The sequence below is a fragment of the Scytonema hankhaensis NUACC26 genome (genome assembly GCF_045865695.1).
GTDB lineage: Bacteria > Cyanobacteriota > Cyanobacteriia > Cyanobacteriales > Nostocaceae > Scytonema.
The window spans coordinates 1-18,424 of the sequence record NZ_BAACAP010000221.1 but is presented as its reverse complement, the minus strand read 5'-3'; the positions used below and the strand labels follow the sequence as shown (position 1 = coordinate 18,424).

Genomic DNA, 18,424 nt, shown 5'->3' with positions numbered 1-18,424 from the left:
GACAGCAAAAAGACTTGAAGCTAATTCATTGTTAATAGGATTTTTTTGCATTCTACCAAAAAGGAGTGAATTCTTCATATTTTCTTTGTAAAGAAGCTTAACGTAAACTTGTAATGCTAAGTTGTGAATTGTTAGCTTTAATTTCGTCTGGTGTCCAAACTTGGAATGAATGGAGGGACAAAAATCCTGAAATTAAACCAGACCTATGTAATATAGAACTTTCGACTATTTTAGATGGTATAAACTTCAGTTATGCAAATCTCAAAGGAGTTAAAATTTACGAAGCCGAACTACGAAACGCGAATTTTAACCATGCAGACTTAAGCGGTGTTGATTTTAGTATTGTAGATTTAAGTGGAGCGAATTTAAGTCACGCAAACCTTAGTGATGGGTTGTTTTTAGCATCAGTAGAGTTTAATGGAGCTAATTTGAGTGGAGCAAACCTTGCAAGAGCAGATCTTGGGGTATGCGTCATTTTTCACGGTCTTTTATTTCGAGCAAGTTTAAGTGGAGTTAATCTCAGTCATGCAAATCTCCATCACGCAAGTTTGCGATTTGCCGAGCTTAACGATGCTAACCTTTATGGAGCAAATCTTTCTGGGGCAGATCTTTGTGCAGCCGATCTGAAGGGAGCCAATCTTTTTGGAGCCGACCTTAGCTATGCTGATTTAAGAGGAGCCGATTTCACCAATACCAATCTTACGCACGCAAACCTCAGCCATGCAAAGTTGTTTGGCGCACCTGATTTTGAAAAATTAGGAATATATGACCTAAGTTATCTGAATGACAGAAGAGTCAACTTTAGTAAAGCTAACTTAAATGGAACTTGTTTACATCCAACGGGTCTTGAATTCATCTTACCCATTGAGGTCAATTGAATCTCCACACTCCTGCCGTTGCATAACTTCTTGTCCTAAAGAGCTTCATAAGTTAACTTTAATTGTGCTGAATTATAACAGTTTCTAATACTTTTTCAATACCATCTATCATTTTTTCAAAACTCAATTTTGAAGAAATATGATGGCGACATCTTTCACCTAATTGAGCATCTTTCTCTCTCCAATTTATAACTCGACTCAAAGTTTCTGCCAAATCTCTTTCATTTGTTGCCTCAAAAAGGAAATTTTGAAACTCTCCTGTTAAAATTTCGGGAATTCCTCCAATTCTGCTTCCTACCACAGGCGTACTGCAAGCCATAGACTCTATAATCGCTCTGCCAAAGGGTTCAGACCATTGACTCGCTAAAACTGTTACATCACTAACTTGATATAGACTAGTTGTGTTATTAACATGACCTAGAAATTTGACGGATTGCTCGACTTTTAAATCGACGACTAATTGTTCCAATAATTTTTTATAGTCTTCCTTGTCATTGACAGAGTTCCCCGCAATTAAGAGTCTGGTATTAGGAAAATTCTTTTGTAATAAAGCAAAGGCTTTGATAATAGTTTCCACTCCTTTCGCCCGATCTAATCTTCCAACAAAAGAAATGACTTCAATATCTTCAGAGATGTTCCATTCCTTTCTCGTTTTTACAAAATCATTAGTAGGTTTATAAACTTCTAAATCGACTCCATTGTATACGATATCAATTATATTTTCTGGATAGTCGCTATTAACCCAATCCGATTTTGTATGATTTGAGACTGTAATAAAATGTTTAACCCCTTTTAATCCAATGCTCCATTGAGAGCCAAGATTTGAAAATGCAAGGAATTTTTTTAAACCTCTTAATCCCATATTCCACTGCCATGTCGCCAACTTTTTCCTTGGTGGTGGGAGATGGAGATAACAAACTAAAGGAACATTTTTATACGAAGCTAAAGCAGAACCAAAAGGAGTATCATGAAACTGATTGCTGAGAACGAGAGTCTTGCAATCGAATGGAATATTTTTACCAACTTTCCAAAGATCGATTAAAAAATCAAAAACATATTGTGGTCGATTAATTAAATATCTTTTAACCTTAAAGACGCGATCGCAAAACTGTTGATATTGCTCTAGTAAATTACCTTCTTGGGTATACAGCAGAGAAATTTTGTGTCCTTTCTCAGCCAAACCACAGCAAATGTCAAACAAGGCAATTTGTTGTCCGCCGAGACGAGAAGAAGGAGTTTGCTCTAAAACAATAAGGTGCATAAAAAGGCTATCTATTTTGGATTATTTAGTATGGGGCATAGGGCAAAGCAAAAACACCGTTGAAATTAATTTTGTCCAATTTTTCCAATGACTCCCTTCCCACTAGAAGATTATTTATATATAGCGTAGGGTGGGTAATGCCCACCAACATCGAACGGTGGGCATTACCCACTCTACAAGAATTTATATTTTACGCTTCAATTAATGTTGTTTCGCGATCGCTCACGCTACAGCTTTCTCAAAATCAGCTTTCACGGTAGCAAAAGCCCAATCCAACCAAGGTAACAAAGCTTCGATATCCGAAGTTTCTACTGTTGCACCGCCCCAAATTCTGATCCCTGGAGGAGCAGAACGATAAGATGCAATATCGTAAGCAACTTCTTTTTGTTCCAAAACTTTAGCGAGTTTCTTGGCAAATTCTGCTTGTTTTTCCGAGTTCAAAGTCCCAAACCAAGAATCTTTAATTTTCAAGCAAATAGAAGTACAGGAACGAATTTCGGGATTTTCAGCGAGGAATGCAGCCCAACTGCTTTTCTCTACCCAACCGGCGATCGCAGCTAGATTGGCTTCACTGCGGCGAATCAGCCCTGGAAGCCCACCAATACTTTCTGCCCAAATTAAACCGTCAAGTGCATCTTCTACGCACAGCATTGATGGTGTATTGATAGTGTCTCCTTTAAAGATACCTTCAATCAACTTACCCTTTTGGGTGAGACGGAAAATCTTTGGTATGGGTCTACCTGGGTCATAGCTTTCCAAACGTTCCACTGCACGTGGTGAAAGCACAATAACTCCGTGCTGTGCTTCTCCACCCAAAACCTTTTGCCAGGAATAGGTCACGACATCCAGCTTTTCCCAAGGGATATCCATTGCGAAGACAGCAGAAGTCGCATCACAAATGACCAGCCCTTGGCGATCGTCTTTTATCCAATCACCATTAGGGCATCTTACACCTGATGTTGTTCCGTTCCACAAAAACACCACATCATGACTAAAATCAACTTGGTGTAAATCGGGTAAACTACCATAGGGTGCTTTCATAATCCGAGCATCAGGCAACTTCAGCTCATCTACGACATCTTTCACCCATTCCTGACCGAAACTTTCCCATGCCAATATGTCCAAGGGAAGCTTTCCCAGCAATGACCACATAGCCATTTCCACAGCGCCCGTATCGGATGCAGGAACAATACCCAAACGATAGTCTGACGGAACACCAAGAATTTTCTTAGAACGTTCGATAACTTCTGCTAACTTGGCTCTACCATCTGTGGAACGATGAGAACGACCCACACAAGCATTGGCTAGTTTTTCCACCGACCAACCAGGGCGTTTTGCACAAGGACCGGAGGAAAAATGGGGAACGTTGGGTTTAACGGTTGGGAGAGAGAGATGCTCTGACATAGAGTGAACTTAGTACGGCAGTATGGCATTAGGTTAGCTAGTTTACAGCATACCGAGTTTAGTCTTCAAAATTGTTTACATTTTTTTAGTACTTTAGGCAAAAAAAATGACAATTGGTGTTTGGATATTAGGAGATCAACTTTGGTCAGAACAAGCAGCTTTGCAAAGTTGTCACAAGACTGATAACGTACACGTCATCATGATTGAGTCGTTGCATCATGTCCAAGCTCGACCCTATCACAAACAAAAGCTAGTTTTAGTATGGTCAGCAATGCGGCACTTTGCTGAAGAATTACGGAGCACGCTATGCAAGTTCAATTAGCTTAACGATCGCACATCAATTAATGCATGAGTTGGTTTCATCGATCCCTAATTAAGGATATGAGGTGATATTTTAGGGAGCCTATGTCACTAATACCTAGTAAAAAGCAACAATGTTAGACCTTCTTCGGGTTGTACACCCCCTTTTTCAGTAACCCGCAGAATCTTGTAAAGACGTTTCGCCGTAACGTCTCTACAACTGGAACGTTCTAATTCAGAACACGGAACTTTAACCTCAGAACAAGGAGTTTGCAATTGATTTCCACTATCTCTATATCCTCACATTCAGGCATGGGCGCTATCCCCTACGATGGGGGTACTGCCTTTCGGGTCTGGGCACCGTTTGCTCATGGTGTTTCTGTAGTAGGTAGTTTCAACAACTGGACTCAAGATCGGAATCCGCTGACCAGCGAAGGCAATGGCTACTGGTCTGCTGACGTACCTAATGCTAAAATCGGCGACGAATACAGATTTGCGCTCGTCAACCGCGATACCGACAAGACCTACTCAAGGAATGACCCCTACGCCCGGGAAGTCACCCACTCTAGCGGTAACTCGGTAATTCACGATCCTGACTTTGATTGGAGTTCGGAGAACTACACCATGCCGTCTTGGCATGAGATGGTCATCTACGAGATGCACGTTGGGACGTTCTACGATGAACCAGGTGGAGCGCCAGGGAAGCTTGAGGGAATCGTTCAGCGGCTAGGTTACCTCCAAGATTTGGGTATTAATGCAATTCAGCTCATGCCGCTTGCCGAGTTTGCCGCCGATTTCTCTTGGGGCTACAACCCTGCTAACCCCTTCGCCATTGAAAAAATTTACGGCGGTATTAGAGAGTTCAAAGAGCTGGTCAAGGAAGCTCACTCTCGCGGCATTGCCGTGATTCTCGACGTGGTCTACAACCACTTTGGCCCCAGCGATCTCGACCTGTGGCAGTTTGATGGCTGGAGTGAAAACGGCAAGGGCGGCATTTACTTCTACAACGACTGGCGTTCCAAAACCCCCTGGGGAGATACGCGACCCGACTACGGTCGGGGTGAAGTGCGCCAATATCTGCGCGACAATGCTCTGATGTGGCTAGAAAAATGCCATGTTGACGGTCTGCGTTGGGATTCTACAGTTAACATCCGGACGCTGAACAACGGTAGCGGCGGCGACATTCCAGAAGGCTGGAGCTTCATGCAGTGGATTAACGACGAAATCGACGCCAAACAACCGTGGAAGCTCACGATCGCCGAAGACTTACAGAACAACGAATGGATTACCAAGGATACGGGTGCTGGCGGTGCTGGCTTTGACGCGCAATGGGACTCTAGCTTCGTCTATCCTATTCGCAATGCGATTGGCACTCTTAACGATTGCGATCGCAATATGTATGCTGTTTGCGACGCCATTAATCACCGTTACGGCACAGATTGCTTCGAGCGGGTGATTTATACAGAATCCCACGATGAAGTCGCCAATGGTCGCTCCCGCGTTCCGGAGGAAATCTGGCACGATAATGCTGGTAGTTGGTTCTCCAGGAAGCGCTCTACGCTAGGAGCAGCTTTAGTGTTCACCGCACCGGGCGTTCCCATGATCTTCCAGGGTCAGGAACTCCTTGAAGATAAATGGTTCAACGACCAAGACCCGTTGGACTGGAAGAAGTTGGAAACCTATTGTGGTATCCACGATATGTACCGCGACCTCATCCGTCTGCGTCGCAATTGGTACAACGAAACCAAGGGTCTGTGCGGTCAACACGTCAACGTCCACCATGTTAATAACAATGATAAGGTTATTGCGTTCCATCGTTGGGAGAATGGCGGTCTTGGGGATGATGTCATTGTTGTGGCGAACATGGCTGACCGGAGCTATGAGAGCTATAACATCGGGTTTCCTAGCGAAGGCTACTGGCGAGTACGCTTCAATAGCGATTGGAATGGCTACAGCCCTGACTTTGGCAATTATCCTGGCTATGATACTACAGCAAGTTGGGGCGCTAAAGATGGGATGTCTTGTAATGGGAATGTCGGGATTGGTCCCTACAGCGTGCTTATTCTCTCGCAGGACAACTGATAGGTTATACCAAATCGCTTTGATACCCCCCTTTTAGCTCGGGAGCATCCCAATGAATGCACATTGCCCTCAGAATAGAATTCTCTTGCTATACAAACTAAGTCCGCCTGCGCGGACTTAGTTTGTATAGCCGCGATTTCCAATCGCTTGGCGTTTTTTCCAAATTGGGATGCTCCCTTTAGCTCTGGCAAGGAGGAAGTTGCGGCTACACCTAAAATACGCGGGAGCGTGGTAGCTCTGAAATATGAGACTCAATTCATTTAATTTCTTGAGTCTCATATGTTATGTATATCAAAGTGGAAACGCGACACGTACAATTGTAATCACCATGATGTGGGCAGATGATTATTCGAGCATGAGAATTACGATCTGCTCTTCATGTAGCTCTCACTCATAAAGAACGGGCGAGGACGCCCGTCCCACAAGAGAAAGTTGGTTATTTTTTTATTTGGAAGTCCCTAAGCTGTTAACGTGTCCTGTTTTGCAGGTTCTCGTCGATTGACCAAGGCGTGTTACAGCCTATTTTTATGAATAATCGGAAAACAATACTGTTCGCGCAATACCCGACGCATCACTTTATTAGAAGCCGTGCGTGGCAAAGTATCAACAATGACAAGATCGTAAATTTTGAATAAAGGATTAAGATGTTGCTTAATTGCGGCTTGTAAGGAAGTCATTATTGCTGTTTTATCTTGTTGAATCTCCGGTGCAACGACTGCATAAATCACCAATCGGCTTGGTCCTCCTTGTGAAGGAGAAACAGCGATCGCAGCACTTTCACAAATTCCTGGTTGGCGATTCAGAACTTGTTCGATCTCAGCTGAACTCACCTTAATCCCTCCGAGATTCATCGTATCATCAACGCGACCGCGAGCGCAGTAATAGCCGTTAGGTAATCGTTCTATTTGGTCGCCATGACGGCGCAAAGGAGTTGAGGAGGGAAGAACAGGAGTATTGGCAAAGTAAACTTGGTAATGGTCTTTGTTCAACAACTCGGTAGACAAGCCAATAGATGGAGGTACGATAAACGCCTCACCTTTGTCAGCAGAATTTCCCTCTGTGTCAAGAATCACAAAATCTAATCCCAAAGCAGGTGTGGTAAAAGTTGATGGTACGCAAGGCTGCACCAAAGTTCCAGTGATATAGCCGCCACCTATTTCTGTACCTCCACAGTATTCGATAATGGGTTTGTATCCAGCTAAAGACATTAGGTAAAACATATCTTGCGGTTTGGAACATTCACCTGTGGAACTCAAAGCTTTTATTGCACTCCAATCTAGCCCTTGCATACAAGCGGTAGTTTTCCATTGACTGACAAGACTTGGTACCACACCAAGTAAATTTACTTTAGTGTCTTGTATAAACTGACCATATTCTCTTTCTGTAGGTGCTCCGTAATAAAGGGCAATAGTCGCTTTATTCAACAAGCAAGCGTAAATCAACCACGGTCCCATCATCCATCCTAAGTTAGTGTGCCAAGCAACTACATCGCCGGAGTGGATATCGTGATGCAGATGAGCATCAATAGCACATTTTATGGGAGTCGTTTGCGTCCAAGGAATAGCTTTGGGTTCTCCTGTTGTACCGGAGGAAAATAAGATATTAATAGCAGTAGCAGGATGAGCGGGGATGGCATCGAATCGAGGGTTGGAACTGAGAAAATCTTCCCAAATCAAATCGTCGGGACGCAATTTTAAAAAGGCAACAGTTTCCTTATTGCCCGTTTTCGTTTTTATAACAATTGCTCTAGGAGAATTGGCTGCGATCGCTTTCTCATAGAGAGGCAATTGCTTACCACTACGTACAATATAGCTTTGAGTAAAGATTGCTCGAGCGTTGGACAGACGCAACCTCATAGCAATTTCTGTAGCAGCAAAACTGTCAGCTATAGAAACTACCACGCAACCAGCTTTAATAATTCCCAAGTAAATTGCTACGGATTCGACTGTCATAGGCATCACAATAGCAATAGTGTCTCCTAAAATAAAGCCAGCCTCCACCAATCCGTTAGCAACTCGGTTAGTTAAAGATTGGAGTTCGCCATAAGTCATGGTAGAAATTGAACCCCGATTCGATTGGAAGACAATAGCAGGTGTATCATCTGGTGCTGAAAAACAACTTTCAACGATGTTAAATCGAGCACCTACTAGCCATTGTGGTGACTCAACTCCATGACTCAAATCAACGATATGGCTGTACTTTTCCTGAAAATGAATACCCAAATGTTGAATCGTGATGTCCCAGAACTCAGCCCGATTTTGTGCCGACCAAGCATGAAGTTCTAGATAAGAATCTAGTTTTAGGGAATTCATGAAAGCAGCGATATTGGTTGCTTGAATTTGTTCTTGAGAAGGAAACCAAGCAGGAGGTAATCCTTGGCTGCTATCCCAATTAAAGAACGTGGTTTTGTAAAGGAGTTCGTGTAGTGCAAAGGGGTGATTAGGTTTAAGAATATATCGTACCAAGTGTTGCCAGCAATCACTAGGCTGTAATGAAGCAAGCCATTCATTAACTTGCGGCAGAATTGCGATCGCACTATCTGCTTCGACACCACAAGCAGTGATTTGTTCCACTGATAATTCCACCCTCATCCCCCGTGTCAAGTCGCTTTGCTCCAATTCTTAATTATGAACTTCAATTACGAATTACGAATTACGAATTACGAATTATGACGGTCCGCCTCTAATCCATCCCAAAAAACAGCAATGGCATCAAGAATCTCTCGTCCTCCCTGAATGAATTTAGTTTGGTCAAAATCGTCTTGAAAATAAACTGCTTCAAGTTCCTCCAGAGTGTGTCCGGCGTGTTGCATCTCGACACGATTATGCCAACTAAAGAAAGCCAAACGCAGATGCGGGTATCGAGCTTGCTTGATGCGCGTGAGTCCTTCCTCCAATTCCTGCCAAAAGCCTGCTGCTGCCCAGTTTTCCACTGCAAAGCTAGCACCCTCAGCGATATGTGGGTCATCACTTCCATAAAGACGTTGCAGTTCGTTACAGAAGTGCAAAGTTGTAGAACTTCCGTGTTTGCATTTGCCAATGTCTTCGTAATGTAACCCCAAACCCTCAGCTAAATTGACTAGCCATTCAAAATGTGCCGCACGGAAACGACAAATACCACCATCTACTGTACCTTCAGTACTGACTAATTCAGGATCTCCTTCTCGATCCTTGTCCTCCTCCGTCTGACCCCGATTGTTGCCAATCGATTGGTCTAGCTTCCGATAAATGACGCCTAGTTCATTCAGCAATATTTCTCGACTCTTTCGCGACTGCTCAAGGGTAGGTGAGTTAATGGCTTTTAACAGTGCTGCTATGAGGAACTGATTGGAGAATACCGAGAATTGCTGAATGAAATAACGCAATTCTTTGTCTGTAGCCGTACCGCCAGAAAACCATTGAGTATAAGTGTTGTTAGTAATGATGCGATGTTGTAAGAATTCTTGATTGATTTTAGTGAGGAAATTTTGAAAATTGTCTACTTGTTTTTGAGTTAATTCGCCTCGATGCGATCGCTTTTCAATACGAGAAGATATGGTTAAAGGGCTTGCGGTATTTACTTGGGTATTAGTCATATTTTTTATATTACACAGAAATTAACTAGACGTTGACCTCTCTGTTCTCTCGATCTGGTGCCTCTGGCTGGGAATGCCTTACGGGAGGCCCCGCCTCCAGTCTTCTGTTACGCGAGGCTGAGCCTCGCAGACTACATTCCCAGGCTGAGCCTGGGAACGAGGGGTGTGAGCCTGGGAACGAGGGGTGTGGGGTCGGGAACGAGGTCAACTCAAGCAATCCAACTGTATGCATAGTCTTTATCCTCCAAAGCCAAGGCTTGTTTTGTCAGTTGCAATGGACGAAAAGTATCAATCATTACAGCCAATTCGTTAGTACGTTCTTTGCCAATCGAACTCTCGTACATTCCTGGATGAGGTCCGTGAGGAATACCACTAGGATGAATGGTAATTGACGATCGCTCTATCCCTTTACGAGACATAAAGTTTCCAGAAACGTAGTAAATCACCTCATCCGAATCTACATTGGAATGGTTATAAGGAGCGGGAATTGCCAGAGGGTGATAATCAAAAAGGCGTGGTACAAAGGAACAAATAACAAAGCCAGGAGCCTCAAAGGTTTGGTGTACTGGAGGAGGTTGGTGAATTCTGCCAGTGATAGGTTCAAAATCCTCAATGTTAAATGCAAAGGGATAGAGATGCCCATCCCATCCCACAACATCTAGAGGATGATGGTGATAGAGATAGCTAATAATTCTATCTCTGGTTTTGACCCGCACCTCAAATTCTCCTACCTCGTCATAAGTTCCTAACTTCTCTGGCGGACGAATGTCGCGTTCATTATAGGGAGAATGTTCGAGAAATTGTCCGTATCGATTGAGATATCTTGCTGGTGGTTCTATGTGTCCGCTCGCCTCAATGACAAGCATTCGCTGCTCTATACCTAACTCAGGTATAATACGCCACAGTACTCCTGCAGGAATAACTAAATAATCTCCTACTTGATAGTGTAAAATACCGTACTGGCTCTCTAATACACCAGTGCCATCATGGATGAATATGACTTCATCACCATGAGCACATCGATACCAGTATAACATGGGTAATGTGGGTCGAGCAATTGAAATGCAGACATCTGCATTTGCCATTAACGGAACCCTTGCTTCCACAGCATCTGCCCCCAATTCTACGGTTACTGTGCGTAGATGGCGGTGACACAGGGGACTCGATTCTTCATAGGACGCATTCACTGTCCTCTCTAACAAAATTTTCTGTATTTGTGTAGGCGGACGTAAATGGTATAGCAAGGATTGAACGCCTGAAAAACCTCGCATCCCCATTAATTCTTCATGATATAAAGAACCATCAGGTTGACGAAACTGAATGTGTCGCTTATGGGGAATTTTTCCTAATTTATAGTAGTAAGTCATGCTCTCATCCCCTTAGATCCCCGTATTTGGTGCATCATAAATTCCCCCTGAGTGCTTGTTCGCGTTCTATCGCCTCAAACAGGGCTTTGAAGTTACCTTCACCAAAACCTTGTGCTCCATGACGCTGAATCACTTCAAAGAAAAGCGTTGGTCGGTCTTGCACGGGTTGGGTGAAAATCTGGAGTAAATACCCATCTTCATCCTTATCTACTAAAATGCCCAAATTTGCTAGTTGCTCAATAGGCTCATCAATGTCACCAACTCGCTCTTTCAAGTTTTCGTAATAAGTTCTCGGTACGTGCAGAAACTCCAGCCCCGCTTTTTTTAATTGAGAGACTGTTTCGATAATGTTATTAGTCGCGCAGGCAATATGTTGTACTCCCGGACCGTTATTATATTCCAGGTACTCTTCAATCTGAGATTTGCGTTTCCCTTTGGCTGGTTCGTTAATTGGCAATTTAATCTTACCCGTGTCGTTCTGCATCACTTTAGACATTAAGGCTGAGTACTCTGTAGAAATTGCCTCTTCGTCAAAATGCACTAGCAGGTTAAAGCCCATTGTATCAGTGAAAAACTGTACCCATTTGTTCATTGCTCCCAACTCAACGTTGCCAACGATGTGATCGATATTACATAAGCCTACAGAATGATTACTGTTGGCAGGGTATTGCGGTATAAAGCCAGGGGCAAAGACTCCAGAGTAATCGCTCCTTTCCACAAATTTAATCAAAACATCACCATAGGCATGGATAGCCGCATAACGCAACACACCGTATCCATCTTCCTCTTCTGTTGGTGCGATCGCACTTACAGCACCTCTTCTAATTGTTTCTTTATAAGCGCTTGTAGCATCTAGCACTTCAAAAGCTATAATTGCCACTCCATCACTATGCTTCAGAACGCTTTGCGAGATGGGATGGTTGGCAAAGAGTGCTGCACTCAGAACAAAGCGGGTTTCCCCTTGCTGCATGACATAAGATGTTACTTCACGGCTGCCAGTTTCCAAACCCCGATAAGCTGTATTAGTAAATCCAAAAAACTTAGAATAGAACAGTGCTGCTTGCCTTGCATTTCCAACATAAAATTCAAGGTGGTCGAAGCACTTAATAGGGCAAAAATCAATCATCTAAATTCCTCCCAGTTCAGAGGAAATACTGGAAATATCTTTTTCACAAATGTTAGATTTAATACATGATTTGCGTTACTCTCTTTCCGCTCTAAAATTACCGATCTTTGTAGTAGGGTGGGCACTGCCCAACGCCACTCCTAGCAGTCGCGGGGGAACCCGCGCACTTCGGGTGGCTCCCCTACGTGTTTGGGTAATCGAATAGCGGTTCGGGAGTAAGTCATTTTGAATACGAGTCATGTAACCCTGGGCATTAGAGCAAAGCACTACCTCGTTCAAAAAATCCGCTTTTAGTTACGATGGTGAACTAAGTAATACCATTTTACTTGAATCGCGAGCCGTGTCAATTTTGTAACAACGCCATACTTTGCGTTTCTACATTATCGTTTTGCATCATCTTTTTCGTAGAATGGTATAACCTCTAATCCGATTATAAAATTAACTTTTTATTTTGCCAGGGTATGCTTTGTTAACTTATGTGCCTAATATTCACTCTTGGACTTCAGACAAAAAAGAGGTTGTAGATGAGCGCTCCCAAGTTGCCTACTGTTCTAGTGGTTGAGGATAGCCCTGACGATCTACTGTTTATTCAACGTACTGCTGTCAAAACCAACTTACAGCTATCTTTGAAAAGCGTGACAAGCGGAGATGAGGCTGTAAGGTATTTGCTAGGTGAAGGTTCTTATGGGAATAGAGATATTTACCCATTACCCGTTCTGATTTTAACAGATACAAGAATGCCTAAGATGGGGGGGTTAGAGCTAGTCACATGGATTAAACAACAAAATGATTTTAAGGATTTACCAATTGTTGTGATGAGCAGTTCTACAGATACAGATAATGCAGAACGGTTTATTGCGCTTGGTATCAGCTTATATTTTGTTAAACCTATGTCTATCAATGGTTTTCAAGAGATTTTAAGGGAAGTGATGTTGCTACTTTCCCAAAATCCAGAGTAACTAAGTCCAAAAGTACTTCTTTATTCAGCAGAGCGATAAGCGGAGTTTAACAGCTAAAGCTATACCGCATTTTTGAAAAATAGTTCAATACTAATCTCTTTCTTAGGATAGATGTTAATAAAATTATCCAGTGCATTATGTGAATTTTCTCCTCCAGTAGCAGGAAGTTGCAATTATCAAAAATTTGTATCTTAGTTAGCGAATGAAGTTAATACTGAGCTGGTCTGAACAGTTAATCTATTCACGCTCGTCTATCGCTTCAGAATAAGTTGTGAATTGATAAGCTGAGTGCGCGATAAGCCTTCGGCTTAACCCTTAAAAGGGTATCGCATTTTCTGTCAGACCAGAAAAAGTAGTGTGATTCCTAGTTCATTAGTAGGAGGTTGTCATGATTAGAGTAAACTACGTACAGCTACAGAAAAGCTTGAATGAAGTTCAATACCCGGTAAGCAAGAAAGATTTAATTTTTTATGCCGAGGAAAAAGGTGTAGACGAAGGAGTACTTCGGGCTTTTAGGAATTTGCCAAATCAGCAATACCAAACACCTGTGGATGTGAGCCAAGCAATGGGCAAAGCATAACTTCCCACCTCGTTCCCAGCCACTGGCTGGGAATACTTTTTTACTTTAAATGCACGCCTCACGCATTTCTTTATTCTCGCAAACGAGATAATATAGAACGGGAATTTTTCAAGCGTTCTACAGAAATAGGATTTGACAAGCCTGGAGAACTTATTCGTACCGAACTTACAGACAGAGGTGCTAATTTCTATTTTGAACTTGCAGAATTAGAAATTTGTTTTTTGACTGAAGATTTTGTTCGAGTTGATTGGAAACCTGGTATATCACCTATTCCTTATGCCATTGCTCGACAGGATTGGCAAGAGGTGAAAACTCAATTTGCAGAGACAGAAAATGGTTACTCCATATCTAGTGCTAAATTAAAAGTTATTGTCAAAGAAGATGGTAGTTTAAAGTTTTGCGATTCTTCAGGACAAATCTTACGTGAAGAACTACCTCCTTCTCGTAAAAGCGAAGGATGGTTACATCAAGCACAACTAAGACAAGAAGAACAAATATACGGGCTTGGGGAACGGTTTTCTTATCTTAACTTACGTGCTGCTAAAGATGAGAAGCAACAACCAAAAACATATCGGATGTGGAACTATGATGCGGCGGGCATGTATGGCCCTGGTTCAGCTCCAATGTATATATGTATTCCCGTATATTTAGGTTTGCATTCCTCTGGCAGTTATCTGATTTTTTATGAAAACTCTTTTGACGCTTATTTTACCTTTGGGGAAATTGCTGTTGCTGATTTTGCAGGGGGATCGCTGCGTTACTACTTTACTTATGGCGTACCGGCTCAACTTTTAGAACGTTATACAGAATTAACTGGGCGTGCGGCTTTACCTCCTCTCTGGGCTTTAGGTTATCACCAATCTAAATGGGGATACCGTACAGAAGAAAAAATTCGGGAAGAAGCTCAAGCATTTCAAGATCGCAATTTACCTTTGAGTGCTATTCATTTAGATATAGATTGTCAAGTTGGTAATAGAGCGTTTACTATCGCTCCCGATCGCTTTCCTAAATTAGGAAGTTTTACACAAGAACTCAAAGAACTTGGGGTACAGTTTATTGCTATTCTAAATCCAGGTATTAAGTACAGCCGTCATAGTAATTTGTTTTTAGAAGGTCAAATACTGGACGGCTTTTGCAAACTCCCCAACGGGAAACTTGTTGTTGCTCCTGTTTGGCCTGGTTGGTGTGTATTTCCAGATTTTACTAACCCCAAAGTTCGTGGATGGTGGAGTCGCCAATATCAGTATCTGCTAGATGTGGGTGTTGCAGGATTCTGGTACGATATGAATGAACCAGCTGCTTTTATTGTTTGGGGCGATCGCTCGCTTCCTAAAGTCACACAACATTATATGGAAGGCAGGGGCGGGGATCATCGCGAAGCGCATAATATTTACCCTAGAACAAATTCCTCTGTTAGTTTTGGCAGGGAATATTTTACCTATGGAGGAGAAAAAGCAATTAACTCTGCATATTTACCCTCCTATAGAAGGCAATAGTGAAAATCTTCTTTACTCTGATGCAGGTGATGGTTATGGAGATTCGAGATTGCATAAATTTGCGATAACACGTTTTGAGAACAATTTAGAAATCGTTTGGACAACAGAAGGTAAGTACCCTTTTCCCTATAGATCGATAAGCTTACATATACACGGAATCCAACCACAACAAGTTTGGATTGATGATAAGGAAGTAACTTGTACTGGACAAATAATAGAATTAGTAGACTCAGAGGAGTTGATTGTCAACAATCGCTTCTGCAAGATTCATATTCAGGATTAGGGGGAAAGTACTTAAAGTCCCCCTTTTTAAGGGAAGCTATTGCGTTGGACGGTGAGACCAGTGCTGGTAGCGTTCGCGTGTGCCTTGCATATAGCGTGTGCCTTACACATACCCGTAAGGGCGTGGATAATGGGGGATCGTGTATAGCAATCATTTGGAGAATTGATATTGGTGGGCAATGCCCACCCCACAGGATGGAATCAATATAGTTTTTACATCTATCGATAGATAGAAAAATAATATAGATGAATAGAGTAATTCATAGAGTTGTCTTTAAAGAAAATTCATGTAATTATACTAACTTATGTTAAGCATTTGAAATTTATTTCTATGAAGGATATATCTTAGATGCAGGTCGGACTTCATAATTGTTCACCCATAACTCGTTGTACCAAGCTAGCTTTGTTAAACGGTTACCAGAATTACAAAACTTGCAATAATACGTATTGGAGAGTAGCAATGCTGGTTGCTTAAAGAAGTCTTCCTTAAAAAAGGTTGACTTATGTGAAGGTTACAAGTTAAATTCTTAACAATAGAGATTCGGTCTGCCTAGTTCACGGTTTACCTTAAACATAGTGTTCCCACAGGTAAACGTGGAGCGGAGGAACCACCCTTGGGGCTAATCTTGCACAAGGATAAAGGCTTAAGTATAAAGGATAAATAAGAAATCCTTTTTCTCACTTGATCCTTCAAAAGAGGGACATCTCTCAGTCCTAGCCCGTCAGCTAACTTCGTCGGCATTGAGAGGAGACTGAGCGAACAGCATTCTTAAGCAAGTAATGCTTTGTTCTCGTCGGTATCCTTGGCTGGTATCTGTGCGCTTCGTTGTACCTGCCCTTAGCTTTGGATAAGGGGTTACGCTACCTTGATTCAGATATTTAAGGTAGGAAAGATTGCCATAAGAGTGAAGTTTAACTATGCTACTGACAAAAAAGCATCGCATCGCTTTGATTTCTGTGGATGGAGATCCTGCTGCAGAAATAGGACAAGAAGAGGCTGGTGGACAAAACGTATACGTCCGTCAGGTGGGTTATGCATTAGCTCAAAAAGGTTGGCAAGTGGATATGTTCACTCGCCGTAGCAGTCCCGAACAAGCAGCTATCATTCAACATGGAACTAACTGTCGAACAATTCGACTCAAAGCTGGTCCCATGGAGTTTATAGGTCGCGATAGTCTACTGGATCGTTTACCTGAATTTATTGCAGAGTTTCAAGCATTCCAACAAAATCAAGGTTTTCAGTATTCTCTGGTTCACACTCACTATTGGTTGTCTTCCTGGGTGGGAATGGAACTGAAAAAGCGTCAACCATTGATCCAAGTGCATACATACCATTCACTAGGAGCAGTGAAGTACCGTAGTGTCACTGATATACCAGCAATAGCTAGTATCCGACTAGCTGTGGAAAAAAATTGTCTGGAGAGTGTAGATCGAGTTGTAGCCACTAGCCCCCAAGAACAGGAACATATGCGAAATCTTGTTTCCTGTCTTGGACGCATAGAAGTCATTCCTTGCGGTACGGATATTGAGAAATTTGGCTCAATTGAACGATCTGTAGCACGTCAAGCATTGGGGATTGCTCCTGATGCAAAAGTGGTGCTCTATGTCGGGCGCTTCGATAAACGTAAAGGTATTGAAACACTCGTTAGAGCTTTTGCAAAATCGAGTTTGCACGGTACGGGTAACTTGCAGTTAATTATTGGAGGCGGTAGTCGTCCCGGTTATAGTGATGGAATCGAACGCGATCGCATAGCCAGTATTGTATCTGAACTTGGATTAGAAAATTGCACAGCCTTTCCAGGACGGCTTGATGAGACTATTTTGCCCTCTTACTACGCTGCGGCTGATGTGTGTGTTGTCCCCAGTCATTACGAACCTTTTGGTTTAGTTGCTATCGAAGCGATGGCTAGCCAAACCCCAGTTGTAGCCAGTAATGTTGGTGGATTGCAATTTACAGTAGTACCCGAGGTTACGGGATTGCTTGCTCCTCCCAAAGATGAAGATGCTTTTGCCGTAGCCATTGACCGAATTCTAGAAAATCCAGAATGGCGCGATCGCCTTGGTGAAGCAGGTAGACAGCGTGTCGAAATTGCTTTTAGCTGGCAAAGTGTTGCCTCTAGATTAACTCATCTTTACACTCATCTGTTACCGGAAGTTGTCCCTTCACGCGAGAAGAAAGCTCCAGCTGTTGCTTAATAACTACTATTTCCTAATCAACTTATGAGGGAGGGAAACCGCAATCATTTCGCCGCCTCGAATCATAACTTTTCCACTGATAACCAACATTTTGTAGCGTAAGTACAAACAACCGTAAAGTCTATTCAGTTAAGGAGTCATGACAATGTTAGAGATTGGTGACTATACACGCCATCAGGTTACTGGACTAATTGGTCAAGTTGTCGGTTACGGGCATGAAGTCGTACAAGGAGTGTACGTAACAACTCTCAAAGTCAGAGAGATTTCCAACGGAAGCCAAGACCGCAGCAGATTTTTAGAAGATGTATACTCTGAATGGGTACGAGTAGAAATAGAAGAAGTTCCTACAACTCTTTCCTCAGAATCGGGGAAGAGTGAAGTCGCATTGCAAGCATAACGACACAATTCTTACTTTTGTGGTACGGGCGTCCTCGCCCGTACTGTATTACAACAGTTTTCACCTCAATGAACCATACCGTTTGTAGGGGCGCAATGCCTTGCGCCCCTACATCTGTGGTCTATAGCGATTTTCTGTTGACTGTAATACATGAATAAATTGTGTTGTGGAACGGGTGTGTTGTGGAATGGGTGTGTTGTGGAACGGGTGTGTTGTGGAACGGGTGTGTTGTGGAACGGGTGTGTTGTGGAACGGGTGTGTTGTGGAACGGGTGTGTTGTGGAACGGGTGTGTTGTGGAACGGGTGTGTTGTGGAACGGGTGTGTTGTGGAACGGGTGTGTTGTGGAACGGGTGTGTTGTGGAACGGGTGTGTTGTGGAACGGGTGTGTTGTGGAACGGGTGTGTTGTGGAACGGGTGTGTTGTGGAACGGGTGTGTTGTGGAACGGGTGTGTTGTGGAACGGGTGTGTTGTGGAACGGGTGTGTTGTGGAACGGGTGTGTTGTGGAACGGGTGTGTTGTGG

The 18,424-nt window shown here is 42.9% G+C and carries 15 protein-coding genes, 1 pseudogene and 1 riboswitch; of the genes and pseudogenes, 10 read left to right on the top strand and 6 right to left on the bottom strand.

The window, feature by feature from the left end; all coding sequences use genetic code 11:
* Positions 1 to 113: 113 nt before the first annotated feature.
* Positions 114 to 878, top strand: a complete 765-nt coding sequence (locus tag ACKTT2_RS30620; protein WP_407893815.1) for a pentapeptide repeat-containing protein — start codon at positions 114 to 116, stop codon at positions 876 to 878.
* Positions 879 to 936: 58 nt separating this feature from the next.
* Here ACKTT2_RS30620 and ACKTT2_RS30615 read toward each other — a convergent pair whose 3' ends face one another.
* Complete coding sequence (locus tag ACKTT2_RS30615; RefSeq protein ID WP_407893813.1) at positions 937 to 2,139, bottom strand: glycosyltransferase family 4 protein; 1,203 nt, start codon at positions 2,137 to 2,139, stop codon at positions 937 to 939.
* Between the two features lie 222 nt (positions 2,140 to 2,361).
* Entirely contained in the window at positions 2,362 to 3,543 is a 1,182-nt protein-coding gene (locus ACKTT2_RS30610) for a phosphoserine transaminase (protein WP_407893811.1), read from the bottom strand.
* A 106-nt stretch (positions 3,544 to 3,649) separates the two neighbouring features.
* Between ACKTT2_RS30610 and ACKTT2_RS30605 the strand changes: the two are divergent.
* Positions 3,650 to 3,841: pseudogene (locus ACKTT2_RS30605) on the top strand (cryptochrome/photolyase family protein); the annotation flags it as partial.
* 278 nt (positions 3,842 to 4,119) lie between these two features.
* A complete protein-coding gene (locus ACKTT2_RS30600) occupies positions 4,120 to 5,925 on the top strand; it encodes an alpha-amylase family glycosyl hydrolase (protein WP_407893809.1) in 1,806 nt (601 codons plus the stop codon).
* Positions 5,926 to 6,437: 512 nt separating this feature from the next.
* On the opposite strand, the gene ACKTT2_RS30595 is transcribed toward ACKTT2_RS30600, so the two are convergent.
* The 4 genes from ACKTT2_RS30595 to hppD form a co-directional block, all read right to left on the bottom strand.
* Positions 6,438 to 8,498 carry an AMP-binding protein gene (locus ACKTT2_RS30595; protein WP_407893807.1) on the bottom strand — a complete coding sequence of 687 codons (2,061 nt, stop codon included), beginning with the start codon at positions 8,496 to 8,498 and terminating at the stop codon, positions 6,438 to 6,440.
* Positions 8,499 to 8,584: 86 nt separating this feature from the next.
* Positions 8,585 to 9,499 (bottom strand): hypothetical protein, encoded by a 915-nt coding sequence (locus ACKTT2_RS30590; RefSeq protein WP_407893805.1) that lies wholly within the window; start codon positions 9,497 to 9,499, stop codon positions 8,585 to 8,587.
* Between the two features lie 209 nt (positions 9,500 to 9,708).
* Positions 9,709 to 10,866: a homogentisate 1,2-dioxygenase gene (locus tag ACKTT2_RS30585; RefSeq protein WP_407893803.1), complete on the bottom strand. Its 1,158-nt coding sequence runs from the start codon at positions 10,864 to 10,866 to the stop codon at positions 9,709 to 9,711.
* Positions 10,867 to 10,900: 34 nt separating this feature from the next.
* Entirely contained in the window at positions 10,901 to 11,992 is a 1,092-nt protein-coding gene (gene hppD / locus ACKTT2_RS30580) for a 4-hydroxyphenylpyruvate dioxygenase (protein WP_407893801.1), read from the bottom strand.
* A 524-nt stretch (positions 11,993 to 12,516) separates the two neighbouring features.
* Here hppD and ACKTT2_RS30575 point away from each other — a divergent pair.
* From ACKTT2_RS30575 to ACKTT2_RS30545, 7 genes are all read left to right on the top strand, one after another.
* Entirely contained in the window at positions 12,517 to 12,951 is a 435-nt protein-coding gene (locus ACKTT2_RS30575; RefSeq protein WP_407893799.1) for a response regulator, read from the top strand.
* A 388-nt stretch (positions 12,952 to 13,339) separates the two neighbouring features.
* Positions 13,340 to 13,531 carry a DUF2795 domain-containing protein gene (locus ACKTT2_RS30570; protein ID WP_407893797.1) on the top strand — a complete coding sequence of 64 codons (192 nt, stop codon included), beginning with the start codon at positions 13,340 to 13,342 and terminating at the stop codon, positions 13,529 to 13,531.
* A gap of 221 nt (positions 13,532 to 13,752) precedes the next feature.
* The gene (locus ACKTT2_RS30565) at positions 13,753 to 15,027 is read left to right on the top strand and encodes a TIM-barrel domain-containing protein (RefSeq protein WP_407893795.1); all 1,275 of its coding nucleotides are present in this window, start codon (positions 13,753 to 13,755) and stop codon (positions 15,025 to 15,027) included.
* A complete protein-coding gene (locus tag ACKTT2_RS30560) occupies positions 14,972 to 15,310 on the top strand; it encodes a DUF5110 domain-containing protein (protein WP_407893793.1) in 339 nt (112 codons plus the stop codon). The genes ACKTT2_RS30565 and ACKTT2_RS30560 overlap by 56 nt, the downstream gene beginning before the upstream one ends.
* Before the next feature lie 569 nt (positions 15,311 to 15,879).
* A riboswitch (cyclic di-AMP (ydaO/yuaA leader) is annotated at positions 15,880 to 16,065 on the top strand.
* Between the two features lie 162 nt (positions 16,066 to 16,227).
* Positions 16,228 to 17,505, top strand: a complete 1,278-nt coding sequence (locus ACKTT2_RS30555; protein ID WP_407893791.1) for a glycosyltransferase — start codon at positions 16,228 to 16,230, stop codon at positions 17,503 to 17,505.
* Positions 17,506 to 17,650: 145 nt separating this feature from the next.
* Positions 17,651 to 17,902, top strand: coding sequence for a hypothetical protein (locus ACKTT2_RS30550; protein ID WP_407893789.1), 252 nt, complete (start codon positions 17,651 to 17,653; stop codon positions 17,900 to 17,902).
* Positions 17,903 to 18,052: 150 nt separating this feature from the next.
* Positions 18,053 to 18,424: hypothetical protein (locus ACKTT2_RS30545; protein WP_407893787.1), on the top strand; the 372-nt coding region annotated here is incomplete at its 3' end.

Excerpts from the sequence above, each read along its gene's own strand:
- ACKTT2_RS30590 (WP_407893805.1), bottom strand. The coding sequence starts at position 9,499 with ATGACTAATACCCAAGTAAATACCGCAAGCCCTTTAACCATATCTTCT.
- hppD (WP_407893801.1), bottom strand. The coding sequence starts at position 11,992 with ATGATTGATTTTTGCCCTATTAAGTGCTTCGACCACCTTGAATTTTAT.
- ACKTT2_RS30620 (WP_407893815.1), top strand. The coding sequence starts at position 114 with ATGCTAAGTTGTGAATTGTTAGCTTTAATTTCGTCTGGTGTCCAAACT.
- ACKTT2_RS30555 (WP_407893791.1), top strand. The coding sequence starts at position 16,228 with ATGCTACTGACAAAAAAGCATCGCATCGCTTTGATTTCTGTGGATGGA.
- ACKTT2_RS30585 (WP_407893803.1), bottom strand. The coding sequence starts at position 10,866 with ATGACTTACTACTATAAATTAGGAAAAATTCCCCATAAGCGACACATT.
- ACKTT2_RS30615 (WP_407893813.1), bottom strand. The coding sequence starts at position 2,139 with ATGCACCTTATTGTTTTAGAGCAAACTCCTTCTTCTCGTCTCGGCGGA.
- ACKTT2_RS30570 (WP_407893797.1), top strand. The coding sequence starts at position 13,340 with ATGATTAGAGTAAACTACGTACAGCTACAGAAAAGCTTGAATGAAGTT.
- ACKTT2_RS30610 (WP_407893811.1), bottom strand. The coding sequence starts at position 3,543 with ATGTCAGAGCATCTCTCTCTCCCAACCGTTAAACCCAACGTTCCCCAT.
- ACKTT2_RS30575 (WP_407893799.1), top strand. The coding sequence starts at position 12,517 with ATGAGCGCTCCCAAGTTGCCTACTGTTCTAGTGGTTGAGGATAGCCCT.
- ACKTT2_RS30550 (WP_407893789.1), top strand. The coding sequence starts at position 17,651 with ATGTTAGAGATTGGTGACTATACACGCCATCAGGTTACTGGACTAATT.
- ACKTT2_RS30560 (WP_407893793.1), top strand. The coding sequence starts at position 14,972 with ATGGAGGAGAAAAAGCAATTAACTCTGCATATTTACCCTCCTATAGAA.